Origin of the sequence: Gilvimarinus sp. DA14 (assembly GCF_024204685.1) — a bacterium.
In the GTDB taxonomy this organism is placed as follows: domain Bacteria; phylum Pseudomonadota; class Gammaproteobacteria; order Pseudomonadales; family Cellvibrionaceae; genus Gilvimarinus.
This window is the reverse complement of sequence record NZ_CP100350.1, coordinates 1,796,207-1,815,710: the sequence shown is the minus strand read 5'-3', so window position 1 is coordinate 1,815,710 and position 19,504 is coordinate 1,796,207. Positions and strand designations below refer to the sequence as shown.

Here is a 19,504-nt window from a genome sequence, read left to right as displayed (position 1 = left end):
TGTCAGCAGGCGAGCCTCTAGGGGCAGCAATCTTAGAAGGTTACGCCCATAAAGACATAGGCGCTTTGGTTGCCCGTATCGGATTTGCCCCACGCCAGATAGGCGGGGCCGAGGGGGCTGTCCCAACCGAGAAACAGGCTGCCGGAATGGATTAGTTCGGCATAATCAATATTCTCGCGTTTGCTCCAGACGTTGCCTGCCTCCAGCGAGCCGCCCAGATAAAGGGGAATATTCAAAATGCGGTAGTTACCGTCGGCCAGGCGGTAGGTGTACACCAGGCTCATAAAGCGGGTGTGTTGGCCGGAGATAAAATCCGGATTATTACCGGATAACTTAAGGAAACCACCCAAGCTGTAGGATCCCGTGACGGCCAGAGGGTCGTCGTTAAAAGTACTGTTAAGCTCCAGCTCGGCGCGCAGGCTATGGCGTGCCATTGAAGCCGCCCCAATTAATACCGACTCTAACTGGGTTGCATCGTCCTGCTGACCGGTAAAAGAGAATTCCGAGCGGCGTAGCGTAAGCTGATATTTCCAGCCGCGGCTGGGAAAGTTGGGGTGGTTCAGGTTGTCAAAGTCCAGGTTTAATTGGGCACCCTTTTGGCGGTAGTCAATTTTCACCACACCGGAGGCCTGGCTGAGTAAATCCGGCAGCTTTAACTCACCTTCGGCGTAAAACGGGCCGGCAATAATATCTAGCTTATCGGATACGTTGTAGCCCACTGCGGTGAGTACGCCGGCTTCGGTTTCGATGATTTCACCAAAGCCGATATCGTTTTCGCGGTAGCTGTAAATGTCGCGGTCGTAGCGCGCGCCGGCCTTGAGAAAAAAGTCTGAGGTGCCAAGCGGCCAGTAGAGTTCGCTGGAAAGAATTTTTTCGGTACCAAATTCAACGGTTGAATACCACTCGGCCCCGTAGGGCGATAAATTAGTGCGGCGGTAATTGGCGCCTATCTGGTAGCGGCTTTGTGACTCCAGGTTGTCTTCGAAGGCAATTTTAAAATCCAGATAACCCGGGCCCCATTCTTTTTCATCCACTACGGTGTTGAGTGTGTTGACGTCACCGTCATGGCTTATAGTAGTGCGCACTCGCGCGATGGTGCCCTGGCCGTAAAGCCGCTGCATGGCGCGATGGATGTCGTCGCTGGTGTAAGCATTGCCTGCGCGCAAGTCCATGCGGTCGAGAATGTAATCATCGCCCAGGCGCGAGTGATTGATCAGCCGTACCCTGTCCAGGCGCAGAGCCTGGTCACTGGCGAGAAACGACTCTTTGCGTGCGCCACTGGACTTGCCCGCGAGCGAGGCAATCACGCTGTTGTTTTGCAGTGCGGCTTGAGCCTGCGTGTAGCCGGTATCGGCGGCCTCGACAACGCGATCAAAATCCAGCATGCCGATATCGTCGAGCTGAATATGGATATACACATCCCGCTCGCTCAGGGTTTCTTTTTGCTGGTTAACATTGTTATGCGTTAAAAAATTTGTCAGCTGGCGCAGGATGCTGACCCCCGAGGTGAGCTCGTCGCGGCTCATGGCGGCCGCGCCAATGTCTACGGCGATAATCACCTCGGCGCCCATCTCGCGCGCCACACTGACGGGCAAATTATTGGCAATGCCGCCGTCTACCAGCAGATGGCCCTGGTATTCGATGGGGCGAACGATCCCCGGAATAGACATAGACGCCTGCAGCGCGGTGCTTAAATCGCCACTCGCCAGCACGACCTCGTTGCCGGTTTCTATGTCGGCGGCTACGGCACGAAACGGAATGGGCAAATCGTCAAAGCTCTCATAGGTGGTATGAGTGCCTACCAGCTGATCGATAAGGTCTTTCATGCCCTGGCCCTGCAAGACACCCTGAGGCAGGCGCAGGGAATGGCCGTCGAAACCTAAGTCCAAGTGAATAGGGAAGTCATCCAGCTGGCGTTTGCGGCGGTTGGGTATTTTGCTGCGCGGCAAGGCATCTTTATAGCCGCTGTCCCAGTTAGCGCGGGCGAAAATAAGCTGGATTTCCTCGGCGGAATTGCCGCTCGCGTACATGGCGCCCACAAAAGAGCCGATACTGGTACCCACCACTATGTCGACCGGTATGCCCTGTTCCTCAAGCGCCTTGAGCACTCCAATATGGGCACCGCCGCGCGCGCCGCCACCGCCCAGTACCAAGCCAACGCAGGGTCGATCGTCAATCCCGTCGCAGCGGTTGGCTGTTGCCTGGGCATGGCTCAGCAGAGGTAAGACACATAATAAAAAAACAAGCCAGCGAATCATGGCGTTTTGCCGTGAGTTGTACCGGCTGCTTTACCGGAAATCGTGGCGGCGGTCTTTAGGTGGCGTAACCGCGCTTTTACCGAGGGGGCCTCATCGCGTTGCGCGCAGGTGATAGTGTCCAGCGCATCGCGACGCAAATCTTTGAACTGGAGTGCGAGTTCGTGCAGGGCGTTGTAGGCCCAGGCGCGAACGAATTTGTTTTCACTGCCAATCGCCGTGCGGACAAAAGGCTCAAGCTGCTGGCGCTGGGTGTGGCTGAAACTATGGCCCGGCAGCAGTTGCAGCACATGCAGTTGGCTTTGCCAATGCGCTAAACGCGGCAGGTGCAGGCACAGAGTGTCCAGCTCACTGGGGCTAAGTGACGCCTGTTGTTCGCAATAATGCTTGAGCAACCAGCTGGCCGCCTGCTGGTTGCAGGGAGAGGGTAACGATTGCAACAGCTTTGCGCAAAAGTCAGCGTCGCGATAATAGCGTTGATAGATGTGCAGTATCGCGTCTGTGCTTTTGCCGTGCCACAGGGCGAGTTCGCGCTCTAATCCTGTCACTGTCAGTCCCCGATCCATTTGGGGCCATTATAGAAAAGAATCGCAAAAAAAACGCGCCCGTAGGCGCGTTGGTGTTTTTTAGCCTTTCAGCGGCTTGTACTTCATCCGCTTGGGTTGGGCGTCTTGGCCCTTACGTTTGATAAAGTCTTCGTGGTAATCGGTGTAGTTACCTTCAAAGAACACCACTTCAGATTCACCCTCGTAGGCCAGAATGTGGGTGGCGATACGATCCAGGAACCAGCGGTCGTGCGAGATGACCATCACACAGCCGGGGAAGGCGAGAATGGCGTCTTCCAGGGCGCGCAGGGTTTCCACGTCCAAATCGTTAGACGGTTCATCCAACAGCAGCACGTTAGCACCCTGTTTTAGGGTATTTGCCAGGTGTAAGCGGCCGCGCTCACCACCGGATAACTCGCCCACGCGTTTTTGCTGGTCCGAGCCTTTAAAGTTAAAGCGGCCCACATAGGAGCGGCTGGACACTTCGTAGTTGCCGATGCGCAAAATGTCCTGGCCGCCGGAAATGGCTTCCCACACAGTCTGGTTGTCCTGCAGGTTTTCGCGGCTCTGTTCCACATAGGCGACGTTAACCGTCTCGCCCAGGGTCACGGTGCCACTGTCGGGCTGCTCGGTGCCGGCAATCATGCGGAACAGGGTGGATTTACCCGCGCCGTTACCGCCCACAATACCCACTACCGCGCCCTTGGGCACGCTCATGGTCAGGTTGTCGATCAGCAGGCGATCGCCATAGCCTTTGCTGACGTTTTCCAGCTCGATCACTTTATCGCCCAGGCGCTCGCCCGGTGGAATATAGATTTCGTTGGTTTCGTTGCGGGTTTGGAATTCCTGGCTTTGCAGCTCGTCAAAGCGGGCCAGACGCGCTTTACTTTTGGCCTGGCGGCCTTTGGGGTTTTGCCGCACCCACTCAAGCTCGGCTTTAATGGCTTTTTGATGTGAGGCTTCGGCTTTGGCTTCTTGCTCCAGGCGTTTTTCTTTTGCTTCCAGCCAGTCGGAGTAGTTGCCCTCGTAGGGAATGCCGTGACCGCGGTCCAGCTCTAAAATCCAGCCGGCGGCGTTATCCAAAAAGTAGCGGTCGTGGGTAATGGCGACCACGGTGCCGTTAAAGTTTTGCAGAAATTGCTCCAGCCAGAACACACTCTCGGCGTCCAGGTGGTTGGTGGGTTCGTCCAACAGCAACATATCCGGGCGCGACAGCAGCAAACGGCACAGGGCTACGCGGCGGCGTTCACCACCCGAAAGCTTGGTGACATCGGCGTCCCACGGCGGCAGACGCAGGGCGTCAGCGGCCACTTCCAGGGTGTGATCCAGGTTGTGGGCGTCCCAGGCTTGAATAATGTCTTCGCAGCGGGCCTGTTTTTTCGCCAGCTCGTCAAAATCGGCGTCCGGCTCGGCGTAGTCAGCGTAAATTTGCTCCAGCGCGGCCAGCGCATCCACCGCCTCGCGCACGCCGTCTTCGACATTGCCGCGCACGTCTTTTGCTGGATCCAGCTCGGGCTCTTGGGGCAGGTAGCCGATTTTGATGTCCGGCATGGGGCGAGCTTCACCGTTATATTCGGTATCCACGCCGGCCATAATCCGCAGCAGGGTGGATTTACCTGAACCGTTTAAACCCAGTACGCCAATTTTGGCTCCGGGGAAGAATGACAGGGAAATGTCTTTGAGAATTTCGCGCTTCGGGGGGACGACCTTGCCCACCCGATTCATGGTGAAAACGTACTGTGCCATTTGGTTTGCCTCGTGCTGGCGCCCCGATTTTTGGCGGGGGCGAGAGGGCCTTGCGGCCGATTGGAATAAAACGCGCAAGTTACCGAAAGGCGGGGGTAAATTCAATCTTTTAGGCCCGAACTTCGGGCTGCAAGGGGCAATTCGGCTCAGCTCGTCATATTGTAAACACGAACCTGTAACATTGCATCGCTAGGCTCAGGCGCGACTTATTCCAAGAGCGACAGGAGCTAACCGATGAAAAAAAGTTTTCCGTATATGTTGGCCGCTTGCAGTGCTTTGGCACTGGTGGGCTGTGGCAGTGACGACGATAGCGATGAAGAAAATGGCGGCAATCCGCCGGTGGTTGAAACCCCCGCGAGTATCTCGCTGAACTTTTTAGGGCGTTATTCCACCGGTCAGTTTGATGAATCCGCCGCCGAAATTCCCGCTTACGACGCCGCAAGCCAGCGCCTTTTTGTGGTGAATGCGGAAAAAGGCATGGTCGACGTTCTTGATTTCTCCGATCCGGCTAACCCCAGTCTGATTGACACTCTTGATGGTGGCAGCGTGTTGGCTGGCGGGGAAGTGAACTCCGTAGCGGTCTACGACGGCGTCGTAGCTCTCGCCATTGAAGCGGATGAGAAAACCGAAGACGGTGCCGTGGCTCTGTTTAAGGCTGATGACCTGTCGCTGATCTCAAGCGTGGGAGTGGGGGCGCAGCCAGATATGGTGACCTTCACCCCTGATGGCCATTATGTTTTGGCCGCCAACGAAGGTGAGCCAAGTGACGATTACCAGATTGATCCGGAAGGCTCGATTGCGATTATCGATGTTTCTGACATGGCCAACCCTTCGGTTGCGACCGCAGATTTTACCGGGTTTAACAGCGATGCCGACACCCTACGCGAACAAGGCGTGCGTATCTATGGCCCCATGGCCAGTGTGGCGCAGGACCTGGAGCCTGAGTACATTGCTGTATCCGGCGACAGCATGACCGCCTGGGCCGTTTTGCAAGAGAATAACGCAGTTGCGCGTATCGACATCCGCTCTGCGACTGTCGAAAACATTATGCCGCTGGGTTACAAAGACCATGGTTTGGAAGCCAACAACTTCGGCTCTGGTAATGCCATGGATGTGAGTGACGAAGGCCCGATTGATATCAAAACCTGGCCCGGCGTGCGCGGCTTGTACCTGCCCGATGCGATGGCCTCGTATGATGTTGATGGCATGACTTATCTGGTAACTGCTAACGAAGGCGACGCCCGCGCCTGGGGTGAAGATAACGACGATTACTGGGCCGGCGATGCCAGCAAAGGTTTTGTCGAGGAGTTCCGCGTTAAACACCTGGTTCATTCCGATGGTTTTGACCGCCGCGCCAATGACGATCTACCTCCGCAGCTGCGCGAGCTCGCCGCCGGTGGTTTGCTGAATCACGATACTTTCGCCTATTGCGGCGCAAGCGCGGGTGATGCAGGCGATTGCCGTGAAGACGACATACTGGGTCGTTTAAACATCACTTGGACCATGGGTTATCGCGCTAATGTCGATGGGTCACCGGTTATGTTCGATGCCGCCGGTAATGAGTCCGCCGAGGGCGACCGTTTGATGTACGACAACCTCTACAGCTATGGCGCGCGCTCGTTCTCTATTTGGGATGAGGAAGGTCAGCTGATTTGGGACTCTGGCGATGCTATTGAGCAGTTCCTTGCCAGTGACGATTGCATGCTGGGTAGTGATCGAAGCATTCCCTGCGCCGATTACTTTAATAGTGCGCACGATGAGGGCGACCAAAAAGACAGTCGCAGCGATGCCAAAGGCCCAGAGCCAGAAGGTGTGGCTATTGGCAGTATTGGCGAAAAAACCTTTGCCTTTATTGGCCTGGAGCGTATGGGCGGTGTGCTAGTGTATGACGTAACCGACCCCGAAGCACCGGTGTTTATGGATTACCTCAACAGCCGTGAAGACTGGGCGACCGAAGACACCGAAAGCGTATTGGATAGCACTGGCGATTTAGGGCCTGAAGGCCTGGTGTTTATCTCGGCCGAGGATTCACCCACCGACGATGCACTGCTGGTGGTTGGCAACGAAGTCAGTGGCACTACCTCGGTATACGTTATCGAGCAAACCTTCGAATAATCGTTAAGTGTTATTCGCTGTGACAAAAGAGTCGGCACAGAGTGTCGGCTCTGAATGGCACTTACCTTATGGGAAAATCTTTTACGTCATTTCCGCAAGGTGCATTGCGCTGTTTGAGGAAGCAGCCTGGGCTAGAGGAGCTGCTGTTTGGAAAATGCTGGAATATCCATTCTCCTTCAATAAGCCCGTGTCGCCGGGCGTTGCGAGTTACTTTTTTCGGCAAAAAGTAACCAAAAACCTCGCCCAACAACTGGCCCCTGCGGGGTCCCCTCGCTCCAGCCAATTTTAGCGGTCGGTCTAAACCGCACGTCCATGTGCGCTTAGACCTTTCGCGCTCATCCAGAGCGCGCAACCCCTAAAATCGGCTTCCGCTCGGCTCAGTCGTAACCGGGCGAAAAACCAATCGGTTCCACACTTAAGGCATTTGTTTAAATGCTTTAAGTCTATTAATCTCCCGTATCTGCGAGGAGGGCAAGCTTAAGTAAGAGCCATTTGTGTCGGCTCTTTTTTTATGCCCTTATTAACCCCTTGTTTTGCGCCGGCTGAATGAATGGGGTAGATTGCAAAATCCCTTTGTTTGAATGGAGTCAGTTATGCGCATTTGTATGTTGATGTTATTCGCCTTGTTTATGGTGGCCTGTTCCAGCGCACCTAAATATCAATACACCCTTGAGCCCACGCCTTTGAAGGCTGAGAGCACCCAGTATGCAATTGAGTCGGTAGAAGTAAATTTAATTTTGGGCCATGGTGCGCGCGACGGTGACACCCGCTTTAATACCGAAGCGAAAATTACCGAGGTGTTTACCCAGGCGCTGAGCGAGGAGCTGCAAGCGCGCGGCGCCCTTGCTGATGGAGCCACAGCTGATGCCGACTTAAATATCGTGGTGGATTTTGTGCGCGAGTATAACACCGGCGGCAAAGCGCTAAATACGCCCAAGGTAAGCCATAAAGTTATCGCGTCTCGCGGCGAACAGGAGTTGGCGGTGTTTGGTCTGGAAAGCTATACCTTGGATTATGGTATTTACGATCAGATGAAGATTGCCGGCTTTCAGCGTGGCAGTGAAGAAGAGCTGGCCGATGTTAAACGGCTGGCGCAGTTGATGGCTGATGATATTGTGCAAATGGGGCGATAGCTCACAAAAAAGCGACGGGTCTTAAAGCTGGAACGTAACCTGCTTTGCAGTCCACACCATTCTTTTGATTGAGTTGGAGGCTGTATGTATACCGACAAACTGCAAGCAGGTAGTATTTTTCCAAACATAAAGGCAACTTTAAGCGGCGGTGAAGTTGTGAACCTGAGTGAGCCCGAACATGGGCGCGAGTGGAAAATGGTAGTGGTGTATCGCGGAAAGCATTGCCCTATCTGTACTAAATACCTGAATTCACTCGAACAGTATGTTGAAGACTTGCAAGAGTTGGGCGTTGATCTGATAGCCGTTTCCGCTGACAGTGAGCAGCAGCTGAAGGCGCATAAGGAGGAGTTAAATGTTAGTTTTCCTCTGGCCTATGGTTTAACGCAAGAGCAAATGTTGCAATTGGGTTTGTACATTTCGACTCCACGGAATGCTCAGGAAACTGATCACAATTTTGCCGAGCCCGCTTTATTCGTTATTAATGGTGATGGTAAGATTCAGATCGTCGAAATTACCAACGCACCGTTCTCTCGGCCTGATCTAGATATACTGTTGTCTGGTCTGCGCTTTATACGCGATCCAGAAAATAACTACCCCATCCGTGGTACCTTCTCTAAATAGCGTATGCCCTGACGGTTCACATAAACTCGTGGCATCCGGGGTTGGGCGTACGCCCACCCCGGCGTCTAAGCTGACTAAATAGTCTCAAGAGACCTTTCAAGGGGGCAATGTTATCGCGAAGCAGGTGAGGCCATTGCTATAGGATTTAGCACCGGTGGTTATTTTAGCGGTTAGAGCGCCTGTTATTCTCCGTAAACCATTTGTCTAACTTTTCTTACTTATTTCCCCAAATCCGCGCTACAGCGCGATCATCTCCAAGTGCGCCGACAATTAAGCCATACAGTCCTGCCAAAGTAAAAACGAACACAGGAAAGTAGTAACCGGGATCGGCTCCAGGAGGAATGAGCCAAGCGGCCAACAAGCCTAAAAAAGTAAATGCGGTGCCGAAAAATAATAAAATTTTACGGCTCAGCGGTTTGTAGTGATAGGGCTCGCTACCCGCCTCAAGCGGGTCGAGCAGCGGGCGGGCGAGTTTACGTAGAGGCGCTTTCAAAACTTACTCGTCTGCCTCGATGGCGGCTTGGTAGCCGTCGGCGTCCAGGGCGTCGTCCAGCTCGGACAGGTCGCTGGGTTTGACTTTAAAGAACCAGCCGTCGTCGAATGGTGAGCTGTTAACCTGCTCGGGTTCGTCTTCCAGCGCCTCGTTGACGGCAATCACTTCACCAGATACGGGCGAGTAAATGTCGGAAGCGGCTTTTACCGATTCAACCACACCGGCTTCTTCGCCTGCCGATACGCTGGCGCCCACTTCTGGTGTCTCGACGTAAACCACATCCCCCAGGCTGCTTTGCGCGTGGTCGGTAATACCGATGGTGACGGTGCCGTCTTCTTCCACACGGGCCCACTCGTGGCTGGGCAGATATTTCAGTTCGCTGCGAATTTCGCTCATGGTTGTGTCCTGTAAAAATTTAAACGAGTGACTGTCCGTGGCGGACAAAGTTGGGTTTAACAATGGTGACCGGAAGCTGTTTTTTGCGTACCTCTACACTGGCCTCTGTGCCGGCAGTGGCGGGCACCCGCGCCATGGCAATAGAGTAGCCCAAAGTGGGCGAAAATGTCCCGCTGGTGATAACGCCGGTGCGTTCGCTGCCGGGAATAGTCACGCTTTGCCCGGCGCGCAGTACGCCGCGCTCTTTCAATACCAGGCCCACCAGTTTATCGCTGCCGTTGGTGCGCGCTTGCTGCAGTGCTGTGCGGCCAATAAAGTCGCGCTCGGTCGGTTCCCACGCGATGGTCCAGCCCATGTTGGCGGCCAGTGGGGAAATGGTTTCGTCCATTTCGTGACCGTAAAGGTTCATGCCCGCCTCCAGGCGCAAAGTATCGCGAGCGCCCAGGCCGCAGGGGGCTATACCGGCCTGCAGTAAAGCTTGCCAAAAGGTGGCGGCCTGATGGCTTGGCAGCATAATTTCCAGGCCGTCTTCGCCCGTGTAGCCAGTGCGGCCGATAAACCATTGATCCACCTGCTGGCCGGTAAATACTTTTAGCTCGGCAATGGCTTCGGCTTGCTCGGCGCCAACCGTTTGTTTGACCAGAGAGATGGCATCTGGCCCCTGCACGGCAAGCATCGCCAAATCGGCTTGCTCAGTTAAAGTGACGTCAAAGTCTTGCGCCTGCTTTTCCATCCAGGCCAGGTCTTTGTCGCGGGTGGCGCAGTTGACCACTACGCGGTACCAGCTCTCGAGGTTATAGACGATTAAATCGTCTATAACGCCGCCGGATTCATTCAGCATGCCGCTGTACAGTGCCTTGCCGTGCTTGCCGTCGAGCTTGGCAACATCGTTGGCCAACAGCTTGCGCAGGTAGGCGCGGGCATCACCGCCACTGATATCCACAACGGTCATGTGGGAGACGTCAAACATACCGGCGCTCTGGCGCACCTTGTGATGCTCCTCAATTTGTGAACCGTAGTTGATTGGCATGTCCCAACCGCCAAAGTCCACCATCTTGCCGCCAGCGTCGATGTGGCTTTGGTAAAGCGGTGTTTTCTGTCCCATAGCGTGTGTCCGGCTAAAAGCGGACATTTTAGGCGAGAGGCGGCCGGATAACCAGTGGGCTTAGAGGATTGCTCTGTACACGGACGATATCTGAACTTGTAATTTGCTTGGCAGTCTCCATGATTTTGGCATGCTATGCTGAATGTCCTATCGACACGGAGTTTGTGCTGTGAAGCTGATATTGAAGATATTAATGTTGCTGCTGTTACTGGTCATTCTGGCGGTGGCTTTTGTGGTGATGTTTCTTGACCCCAATGTGTTTAAGCCGCGAATTGAAAAGCTGGCCGCGCAGCAGGGCGTACATTTAGACATCGAGGGTGATCTAGCCTGGAAGTTTTGGCCCAGTCTCGGGATCGCCATTAACGACATAACCGTCGCTTCCACTCAAACTCCGGATGAACCTCTGGCCAGCTTGCGCAGCGCCAGCCTGCTAGTGGCCACTAAGCCTTTGTTTAGCGGTGAGCTCCAGGTAGAGCATTTACTGGTTGATGGCGCTGAGCTGACGTTAACCGCTGACGAATCGGGCAGCAAAAACTGGCAGAGGTTTACTGCGCAAGAGCGCCAGGCCGCTGCCGAAATGAGCGAGGAGCAGCTGCGTGAACTCAAGGCACAGCAAAAGGCACAAACTCCCTCCGGTGCCGAGGGTTCTGATCCCAGTGATGCGCAGAGCGGCCGTTCTCTTTCCCTGGCGGTAGAGCAAATCAGCATTACCGACAGTGAGCTCAACTACAGCGACGAGTCCGCCGGGCAGCAGGTGCACGCCGCCTTGCACAAGGTAGAGTTGACGGGCTTTAACCTGACCGATCAACCCTTCGAACTCAATGCCGAGGCGAACCTGTCTCTGGAGTCCGCATCGGCGCCAGATGGTGTTATCCCTTTGGCTATCGATCTCAGTGCCATTATGCAGGTGAATGAAAATATCGACCAATTTCAGCTGAGTGATGGCCAATTGCGCCTGGGGGTGGGGCACGATGACGTTGCCCTGGTGAGCGATTTCAGCGCTAGCGCGCAGGACATGCAGGGCGATATGAGTTACGGCGCCTCGTTTGCGCTACAGACATTTAACTTAAAAGAGTTACTGGCAAGCCTGGGAATGGCTGCGCCGCAAACGGCCAATCCAGATGCGCTAAGCCAGGTCTCGCTGAGCACAAAGCTTATCGGCAGTGCGAACACTTTGGCGCTTTCACCCATTGAGGCAAGCGTGGATCAGACCCACTTGAACGGCGAGTTGTCGATTACCGATCTCAGCACTCAGGCGTTACAGCTGACACTGGTGGGCGACTTTATCAATATCGATGACTATTTGCCGCCCCCGGCGCCGCAAACGGACAGCAAAAGTTCGAACCCTGTCAGTGGAACAAGTGGCGGCAAGTCTAAACCTCAGGTGCAAGAGGAGCCTTTACCCCTGGATGCCATTCGCGCGCTAAACGCCAATGTGCAGTTTGATTTTGCCAAGGCCATTGTCAATAAGCTGACCGTGGAAAATATGCGCTTGCGATTGAGCGCAAAAAATGGGGTGATGCAACTGACCGAGGCGAGCCTAAATTCATACCAGGGGCAGTTGCAGGCTCAGGGACAACTGGATGCCCGGGGACGGCGGGCCAAGGCGAGCTTTACCGCCGACATGACAGGGGTGCAACTAGAGCCGTTACTCGAAGATTTGCAGTTAGAGCAGGATATCCAGCTAACTGGCGCATTGAATGTGAAAGCTAAGGGTAATACCAGCGGTGCTTTTGCTTCCGACCTATTTAAGCAGCTTAACGCCGAAGCTAGCATAAGCGGCGTTGAGGTAACCGTTGCACCGCTCAATGTGGAAAAGTATTTCTGCCGGATCGTCGCGTTAACCAAAGACGAGGCAGAAAGCGCCGATGGCAAAACCAGCGAGCAGCGCAGCTGGCCAGAGTTTACCCAAATGAGCGCTCTGGACGGCACCATTCGCTTGAACAATCAGGTGGTAACGGTAGAAAATTTTGAGGCCGGCGTAGACCAGCTACTGTTGGCGACCCAAGGGCAGCTTAACCTGGCCGCCGAAACCTATGACTTCCGCCTGCCTCTTACCTTGCTGGAGAAAACCACCAGCGCCGAAGGCTGCACGGTAAAAAGCAATTACTGGCTCAATCGCAGTTTGTCGCTGCTGCGTTGTAAAGGTTCGCTAGATAATCTTTCGCCGTTAAAAGATTGCGGCCTAGATAGCAAAGCGCTAGAGTCGCTCACCGGCGATTACGCCAAGTACAAGTTGCAAAAAGAGCTTACCCGTAAGCTCGGTGGCGACACCGAGGGCGGCGAGAAAGACGATAAAACCAAGGCGGTGGAGGGCATACTCAACCGTCTGTTAAATCAAGACAAACAATGACAGATGCATTTGCGGCGGCTGTGCTCCGCTGGTTTGACGAGCACGGCCGCAAACACCTACCTTGGCAACAAAACATCACCCCCTACCGGGTTTGGCTGTCGGAAATAATGTTGCAGCAGACTCAGGTAACCACGGTTATCCCGTATTTCGAGCGCTTTACCAATGCTTTCCCCTGTGTGCAGGATTTAGCGGCAGCACCACTCGATGAAGTGCTGCACTTATGGACGGGCCTGGGGTATTACGCCCGCGCCCGCAACTTGCACAAGTGCGCGCAACAGGTGGTCGATGAGCACTGTGGTGCCTTCCCCGAAACCGTAGAAGCGCTGGCGGCGCTGCCTGGTATTGGAGAATCTACCGCTGGCGCCATTGTCAGCATTGCGTTTAAAAAACATGCCGCCATTTTGGATGGCAATGTTAAACGCGTCTTGGCTCGCTATCACGCCATTGCTGGTTGGCCTGGGCAGAGCGGCACATTAAAAGCTTTATGGGAAAAAGCGCGACTACATACCCCCGAGCAGCGCTGTAACCACTATACCCAGGCAATGATGGATTTGGGGTCTATGTTGTGTACGCGCACGCGCCCCGCTTGCGAGAGTTGCCCAGTGGGCGATGGCTGTGTCGCCCGAGCGACTGGGCAACAGCTTGCTTATCCGGGCAAAAAGCCGAAAAAAGACAAGCCGGTTAAAGCCACCTACCTATTAATGCTGCGCTCGCCAGCCGGCGAGTTATTACTGGAGCAGCGCGCCGCGACGGGCATTTGGGGCGGCTTGTGGAGCTTTCCCGAGTTGGCGCTGGAGCAAAAGGTGGCCGAATTTTGCACGACTCGTTATGGCGAACCTGGCACCATAGAGTACTGGGATAGTTACCGCCACACCTTTAGCCACTATCACTTAGATATTACGCCGGTACTGGTGCAGCTGGGCCGAGAGCCTGACCGGGTAATGGAAGCTGGCGGCGCACTTTGGTATAACGTGCACCAGCCCGAAAACGTCGGCCTGGCCGCGCCAGTAAAACGCTTGCTGGAAAGCTTGGCGCGGCTGGACCCTTTATCAGCAAGGCCCGAGGAGAGTTTATGAGCCGCACGGTATTTTGCCGCAAATACAAAAAAGAGCTGCCAGGTTTGGCGCAGCCCCCTTATCCAGGCCCCAAAGGTCAGGATATTTTTGACAATGTAAGCGCCGAGGCTTGGCAGGAGTGGTTGAACCACCAGACAATGTTGATTAATGAAAAGCAATTAAATCTGATGGATACCGGGACAAGAGTGTATCTTGGTGAACAAATGACCAAGTTTTTATCCGGTGACGACTACGACGCCGCCGAAGGATATGTTCCCCCGAAAAACGACAAATAAATTTGTTCTAAGCCCTTGACTCTAAAAGGCGCAAACGGTTTAATACGCGCCTCTTGTGACGGGGCGCCCCGGACAAGAAATGCCCAGATAGCTCAGTCGGTAGAGCAGTGGATTGAAAATCCTCGTGTCGGTGGTTCGATTCCGCCTCTGGGCACCATACAAATTAAAAGGCTCGGTCTTCGGATCGGGCCTTTTTTGTATCTGCAGGGGCGAGTGCGGGCGAAATCGAACCAGCTTTTTATGGTGGTTCGATTGACTCGGGGCGTCCTTGCCCCTCGCCCTTTCGGGTAGCAGAGCTGTCCAGCGTGGCGTCCTGCCGCGTTGTCCGCCTCTGGGCACCATACAAATTAAAAGGCTCGGTCTTCGGATCGGGCCTTTTTTGTATCCGCAGGTTGGGTGCGGGCGAAATCGAACCAGCTTTTTTGGTGGTTCGATTGACGAGAGCCGTCCATGGCTCTCGCCCTTCGGGCAGCAGAGCTGTCCAACGCGGCGTCCTGCCGCGTTGTCCGCCTCTGGGCACCATACAAAATAAAAGGCTCGGTCTTCGGATCGGGCCTTTTTTGTATCGGCAAGTTGGCTGCGGGTGAAATCGAATCAGATCTGTATGGCGGTTCGACCAAATGCGTCGCATTTAGCAACAAGCGCAGCGAAGCCCGCAGGGGCCCAATACCGGTTGAGCTATTGGGAGACTTCACTCGGGCTACAGCCCGGGCTGCCTTCTCTGCCATCGGTCTTTGGCCCTCGCCCTACGGGCAGCTCATAGGCCTCATTACTCTGAGCCGCTTCAGGACGAGATCTGCAAAATGCTGTCTTGGATGGCAGATTCTCCATACCTGCAAATTAAATTGACAACGTTGTCTTTTGGGGGTAGTGTCCAGTCTAGGGTGTAAAGATTGGGTGCCTGCGCGATACTGGGGCCTGAAAAATAATGATGAGACTGCTACGGCGGCAAAAGGTGTATTCATAATGACTGAACAAAAATCGACACAGGCTTCGCAGAGTGCTGTCGTTCCGATGACCATTGTGGCCATCTTATTTTTTATTCTCGGCTTTGCTACATGGTTAAACGGCTCTTTAATGCCTTACCTGCAGCAAATTCTACGGTTAACGCCATTTCAAGCCTCACTGATTCTGTTCTCTTTTTACATTGCAGTGACTTTCACCGGTATCCCCTCTGCGATGATCGTTAAAAAGGTAGGCTATAAGAATGGCATGGCGCTCGGGATGGGCACCATGATGCTTGCCGGTTTGCTGTTTATTCCTGCGGCTAAAACCCAGGTTTTTGCGCTGTTCCTTTTTGCTCAGCTGGTTATGGGCACTGGGCAAACTCTGCTGCAAACTGCCGTTAATCCATATGTCGTGCGGATTGGCCCGGAAGAGTCAGCGGCGGTGCGTGTAAGCATTATGGGTATTCTGAATAAGGGGGCGGGTATCTTCGCTCCGATGGTGTTTACTGCGCTCATTGTCAGCAATTTTACCGGTCTGGTAGGTCAGGAGCTCTCCCAGGAAAACATCAACGATATGGCAAACAGTTTGGTGCTGCCTTATCTGGGGATGGCGCTGTTTATGGGATGCTTGGCGCTTGCGGTTAAATTCTCACCCCTGCCCGAACTTGAAGACGGTGAGCAGCACGAGTCTGGCAAAGGTGATGTGAAAGCCGTGCTGGCGCACCCGAGTTTGGTGCTGGGCGTGGTTGCTATCTTTTTGTATGTCGCTGTGGAAGTGATTGCCGGCGATACCATTGGCGCTTATGCGCTGTCGCTGGGTATCGGCAATTACAGTGTTATGACCTCCTACACCATGGCGTGTATGGTGATTGGTTACATTCTTGGGATTCTTTTAATTCCCCGTGTCATTTCTCAGCAGACAGCTCTGAGCGCCTCGGCGGTGCTGGGCTTTGTGTTGGTTTTGGCACTGACTATGGTGGATCGCGACAGCGCCATAATAGCCAATGCTATTTTGGTCCCTTTTGGCGCAAGTGCGTTACCCGATACCGTAATGCTTCTCGCGCTGTGCGGGTTCGCCAATGCGGTGGTTTGGCCCGCAGTTTGGCCTTTAGCGTTGTCGGGCTTAGGGCGGTTAACCAGTGTTGGCTCGGGTCTGCTGGTGATGGGTATTGCCGGTGGCGCCTTCGGCCCTGTGTTGTACAGCCTGGCCTCTGGTTCATCCGGTGCAGCCGATGGGCAACAGCAAGGTTACTTAGTGATGTTGCCCTGCTATTTGTACATCCTGTTTTATGCGCTGAAAGGACACAAGATGACACGCTGGAAAAATTCTGCGACTTCTACAGCGGCGGCCGATCAAAGTTAGTCAATCGATTACGCTTTTGTTAATTTTTTGCCCGGCTTTAGCCGGGCTTTTTTTGTTTGTTAGTCCAGCTGCTCGTTTACATGAGTCATGATGTTGCGGTAGGTATCGGTCCAGTAAAGGTCGCGATTTTTGTCGAGATACTCTAACAGTTCGCGGTGCGCCTGATCGCTAACGGCTAAGTGGTCGCCGCCAATACCGTGAAAAATAATATGTACCAGCCCGCCATCGGCGGCCTCTTGCTTCACAAAATTGATCAGTTCAGTACCGCTTTGACCATCTGGCAGAACAAGCGAGCCGAACACTTCTGGTAAATTTGTCTCCGCACCTTTTATTGCGATAAATAAATCCGCGACCGTATTGAGATAGTCGCCATCGGCGGTTTGTGTGTGGCCACAGGGCGGGGTAAAGGTACGCAGAGTTTCGCCGTCTATTGCGTGTAAAAAGCTATTGGCAAGCATAACTTCTTCGCGCATTTGTTCACGGGTGCGCGAGTCCATATCGTTATATGGTTTTACCCACTCGGTTCCGGGTTGCGATTTGCTGCAGGGGTGAAACAGCGTGTGATTTCCCAGCTCGTGCCCCTGGGCTGCAGCTGCGCGCCACTGCTCTAGGCGTGCAGGCACTACTTCTGAGGCGAGAGTGAGATAAAACGAGCCGCGCAAATTAAACTGGTTGAGTGCCGGGATGGCGTTATCCAGTTGGCTGTTGAGTGCATCATCGTAGGACAAGCTGACTGCGGCGCGTTGCCCTTGGGGCCATTTAAAGGTGTCTGCTTGCGCGAGACCCGCGCAAGTTAGCAAGGCTATAAAGAGCCAAATTACGGGTTTCATTTTTGTTCTCCGCTTAATGTTTCAGTTTTAGCAATAGGTTTTACCCCGCACATAAGTATGCAAGGAATTGGCTTGTTAGTTTTGCAAAGTTTGCGAAATTTACCTTGAGGTGACTTGTTAGCGGGTTCTGGTTTTGTTGTAAGTTCATGAAAATAAAAGACATTTTTAGTTGGTATGCTTTCTGCTCTCACTCTGGCCATCAACAGTAAAATGGTGAAAGCGCATGAGTATAGTAAAACAACAAGTATCAAAACGTACATTGTTAGCTACCTGCATTATGGCCTTGGGGTTAACGGCTTGCGGTAGTGACAGTGATGACTCTTCCAGCCCGGCTGTCTCTTCTTCCAGTAGCAGTTCTGTGGTCAGTAGCTCCAGTAGCTCAGAACAAAGCAGCGTTTCTTCCAGCAGTTCGGTTGCGGAAAACACAGCTCCCATTGTTAATGCCGGCGCAGACCAAATGGTTGCGGCAGGAGATGAAGTAAACCTGATTGCCGATGCCAGCGACAGCGATGGCGAGGTGGCAAGCATGATTTGGCAACAGGTATCTGGACCTCGCACTCCGCTCACGGTTGTGGACCAAGCCAGTGGCCATTACCGATTTACAGCGCCTAATACCGGTGTGGACACAACAGCCGCGATGCAGTTTCGTTTGACCGCCACCGATGATGAAGGTGCAACCAGTGCAGACACCATGATGGTTACGGTGAGTCGGGTGAATCAAAAGCCCGTGGTAAACACAGGTAATTTACGCACAGTAGCCGATCAGGCGAATGTTACTTTGGGCGCTACGGCCTATGATCCAGATGGCGAAATTGTCAGCTTTGAGTGGCAGCAAGTCGATGGGCCGAGTGTGGAATTGGAGTCAGCCAACACTCAAACCGCTAGCTTCATGGTGCCCGAGTCGGAGCAAGAGCAGCGCTTTCGTTTTAGCTTACGAGTAGAAGACAATGAAGGCGCGGTAGCAACGGATACGGTTACCATCGTTGCTACTACTGCCAATGTACCTGTAGTTGATTTGGAGTTTCCTCCAGCAAATGGTGTTTACGGCGAAACAGAAATTGATGTGTTTGGTAAGGTAGCCGTGGTTGGAGAGTCTGAGCTAACTAAGGTTACCGTGGATGCCGGTGTCGCTCCGGTGGAGGCTAGTCTAGGTTCCGATGGCCACTGGCGCGCGAATAATGTTGCTCTGCCTGAGGGTGAGACGAACGCTCGCGTGATGGTATCGGCATACGACAGCCTGGGACGTGTGGGATATACAGAATCGGTGCTCACGCTGTCACAGACCGCGCGCACTGGCGGCGGTGAATTGTGGGTTCAGTCTACCGCCATGGTGTTGGCGCCCAATGGCGAGGAGGCCTGGGTGTTAGCCTCGGGTACACAGGAGTCCGACCTGAAGCTGATTTCCATCGATTTGTCGAGCGGATACCGCACCGACGATATCACGGATTTTTCTGATGTTTCCCTCGGTGAATCGGCCACTACCTTCACGGACATTATCTATGACTCCCAGGCCGATCTGTTTTATTTAAGCGGGTGGTCTGAAGAGGAAGTGGAAGACCCAGCAACGGGGGAGGTTTATACCAAAGGTGAGGGTAAGCTGGTTACGGTGGCGAGATCGGATGGTGAGCGCAAGAATTTACCATTGACGTTGAATGATGAAGCCGCGCTTATTGGCCCTCAAGGTTTATACTTGCATTCGGATGGTAGCTTTTATATTGCTGATGAGTTTGCCGGACGAGTGATTCGTTATCAGCCCGAAACTGGAGAGACATCAATTGTCGCGGACGAGTCGACATTAGATGTTAAGGTGGATTCGCCCGTCCAGCTAGGTTGGGACGATAATATGCAGCGTTTACTTGCTATGCACCGGTCATCAGCCACAGTGGATTTAGTGGGTATCAATGTGGCAGAAGTACCTGCTTATTCCACCATGATATCGCTTGGGGAGTCAGTTTCGTTTGGTCCCGCGCTTCTGGAAACGTCCGAGGCATTGGCGGTCGACCAGTTAAACAACCGGGCATTTGTACTGACTAGAAATGCAGATAACATTACCGCCATCAACCTTGCTAATGGCGAGCGCAGTGTGCTGGTTGAGGATGTCGATCCGCGTGGCGCGGCATCGAAAGATATGGTTTATCAGGCTGCCACTGGTTTAATTTATGTCGTCGGCGGCGAGGATTATTACCAGAAATTGCAGGTGGTCGATCCTGAAAGCGGCGATAGGGTCGTGGTCAGCAGTAGTCGGTTTTAA

Annotated in this window: 15 protein-coding genes and 1 tRNA gene; 9 read left to right on the top strand and 7 right to left on the bottom strand. The window is 53.7% G+C overall.

Annotated features, from left to right (window positions below; genetic code table 11):
- Positions 1-32 precede the first annotated feature (32 nt).
- From NHM04_RS08000 to ettA, 3 genes are all read right to left on the bottom strand, one after another.
- Positions 33-2,258, bottom strand: coding sequence for a patatin-like phospholipase family protein (locus NHM04_RS08000; protein ID WP_254266456.1), 2,226 nt, complete (start codon positions 2,256-2,258; stop codon positions 33-35).
- A complete protein-coding gene (locus tag NHM04_RS07995; RefSeq protein WP_254266455.1) occupies positions 2,255-2,803 on the bottom strand; it encodes a hypothetical protein in 549 nt (182 codons plus the stop codon). The genes NHM04_RS08000 and NHM04_RS07995 overlap by 4 nt, the downstream gene beginning before the upstream one ends.
- A 78-nt stretch (positions 2,804-2,881) precedes the next feature.
- A complete protein-coding gene (gene ettA / locus NHM04_RS07990; protein ID WP_254266454.1) occupies positions 2,882-4,546 on the bottom strand; it encodes an energy-dependent translational throttle protein EttA in 1,665 nt (554 codons plus the stop codon).
- Positions 4,547-4,780: 234 nt separating this feature from the next.
- On the opposite strand from ettA, the gene NHM04_RS07985 reads away from it, so the two are divergent.
- From NHM04_RS07985 to NHM04_RS07975, 3 genes are all read left to right on the top strand, one after another.
- On the top strand, positions 4,781-6,661 hold the full coding sequence (locus NHM04_RS07985) for a choice-of-anchor I family protein (RefSeq protein ID WP_254266453.1): 1,881 nt from the start codon (positions 4,781-4,783) through the stop codon (positions 6,659-6,661).
- Between the two features lie 593 nt (positions 6,662-7,254).
- On the top strand, positions 7,255-7,794 hold the full coding sequence (locus NHM04_RS07980; RefSeq protein WP_254266452.1) for a hypothetical protein: 540 nt from the start codon (positions 7,255-7,257) through the stop codon (positions 7,792-7,794).
- Between the two features lie 84 nt (positions 7,795-7,878).
- The gene (locus tag NHM04_RS07975; RefSeq protein ID WP_254266451.1) at positions 7,879-8,415 is read left to right on the top strand and encodes a peroxiredoxin family protein; all 537 of its coding nucleotides are present in this window, start codon (positions 7,879-7,881) and stop codon (positions 8,413-8,415) included.
- 214 nt (positions 8,416-8,629) lie between these two features.
- Here the strand turns inward: NHM04_RS07975 and NHM04_RS07970 are convergent, their stop codons facing one another.
- The 3 genes from NHM04_RS07970 to gcvT are packed head-to-tail and all read right to left on the bottom strand — an operon-like array spanning position 8,630 to position 10,409.
- Positions 8,630-8,908: a hypothetical protein gene (locus NHM04_RS07970; RefSeq protein ID WP_254266450.1), complete on the bottom strand. Its 279-nt coding sequence runs from the start codon at positions 8,906-8,908 to the stop codon at positions 8,630-8,632.
- Between the two features lie 3 nt (positions 8,909-8,911).
- Entirely contained in the window at positions 8,912-9,304 is a 393-nt protein-coding gene (gene gcvH, locus NHM04_RS07965) for a glycine cleavage system protein GcvH (protein ID WP_254266449.1), read from the bottom strand.
- A 19-nt stretch (positions 9,305-9,323) separates the two neighbouring features.
- Positions 9,324-10,409 carry a glycine cleavage system aminomethyltransferase GcvT gene (gcvT, locus tag NHM04_RS07960; RefSeq protein WP_254266448.1) on the bottom strand — a complete coding sequence of 362 codons (1,086 nt, stop codon included), beginning with the start codon at positions 10,407-10,409 and terminating at the stop codon, positions 9,324-9,326.
- Between the two features lie 169 nt (positions 10,410-10,578).
- On the opposite strand from gcvT, the gene NHM04_RS07955 reads away from it, so the two are divergent.
- The 5 genes from NHM04_RS07955 to nagP all read left to right on the top strand — a co-directional run bounded on the left by NHM04_RS07955 (position 10,579) and on the right by nagP (position 16,423).
- Positions 10,579-12,762 (top strand): AsmA family protein, encoded by a 2,184-nt coding sequence (locus tag NHM04_RS07955; RefSeq protein WP_254266447.1) that lies wholly within the window; start codon positions 10,579-10,581, stop codon positions 12,760-12,762.
- The gene (mutY, locus tag NHM04_RS07950) at positions 12,759-13,838 is read left to right on the top strand and encodes an A/G-specific adenine glycosylase (protein WP_254266446.1); all 1,080 of its coding nucleotides are present in this window, start codon (positions 12,759-12,761) and stop codon (positions 13,836-13,838) included. Before NHM04_RS07955 ends, mutY begins: the two co-directional genes overlap by 4 nt.
- On the top strand, positions 13,835-14,113 hold the full coding sequence (locus tag NHM04_RS07945; RefSeq protein WP_254266445.1) for an oxidative damage protection protein: 279 nt from the start codon (positions 13,835-13,837) through the stop codon (positions 14,111-14,113). Before mutY ends, NHM04_RS07945 begins: the two co-directional genes overlap by 4 nt.
- An 81-nt stretch (positions 14,114-14,194) precedes the next feature.
- Positions 14,195-14,270 (top strand) — tRNA-Phe (locus NHM04_RS07940).
- 809 nt (positions 14,271-15,079) lie between these two features.
- Positions 15,080-16,423, top strand: coding sequence for an N-acetylglucosamine MFS transporter NagP (nagP, locus tag NHM04_RS07935; protein ID WP_254266444.1), 1,344 nt, complete (start codon positions 15,080-15,082; stop codon positions 16,421-16,423).
- Between the two features lie 59 nt (positions 16,424-16,482).
- On the opposite strand, the gene NHM04_RS07930 is transcribed toward nagP, so the two are convergent.
- On the bottom strand, positions 16,483-17,253 hold the full coding sequence (locus NHM04_RS07930; protein ID WP_254266443.1) for a polysaccharide deacetylase family protein: 771 nt from the start codon (positions 17,251-17,253) through the stop codon (positions 16,483-16,485).
- A gap of 223 nt (positions 17,254-17,476) precedes the next feature.
- On the opposite strand from NHM04_RS07930, the gene NHM04_RS07925 reads away from it, so the two are divergent.
- Complete coding sequence (locus NHM04_RS07925; RefSeq protein WP_254266442.1) at positions 17,477-19,504, top strand: cadherin-like domain-containing protein; 2,028 nt, start codon at positions 17,477-17,479, stop codon at positions 19,502-19,504.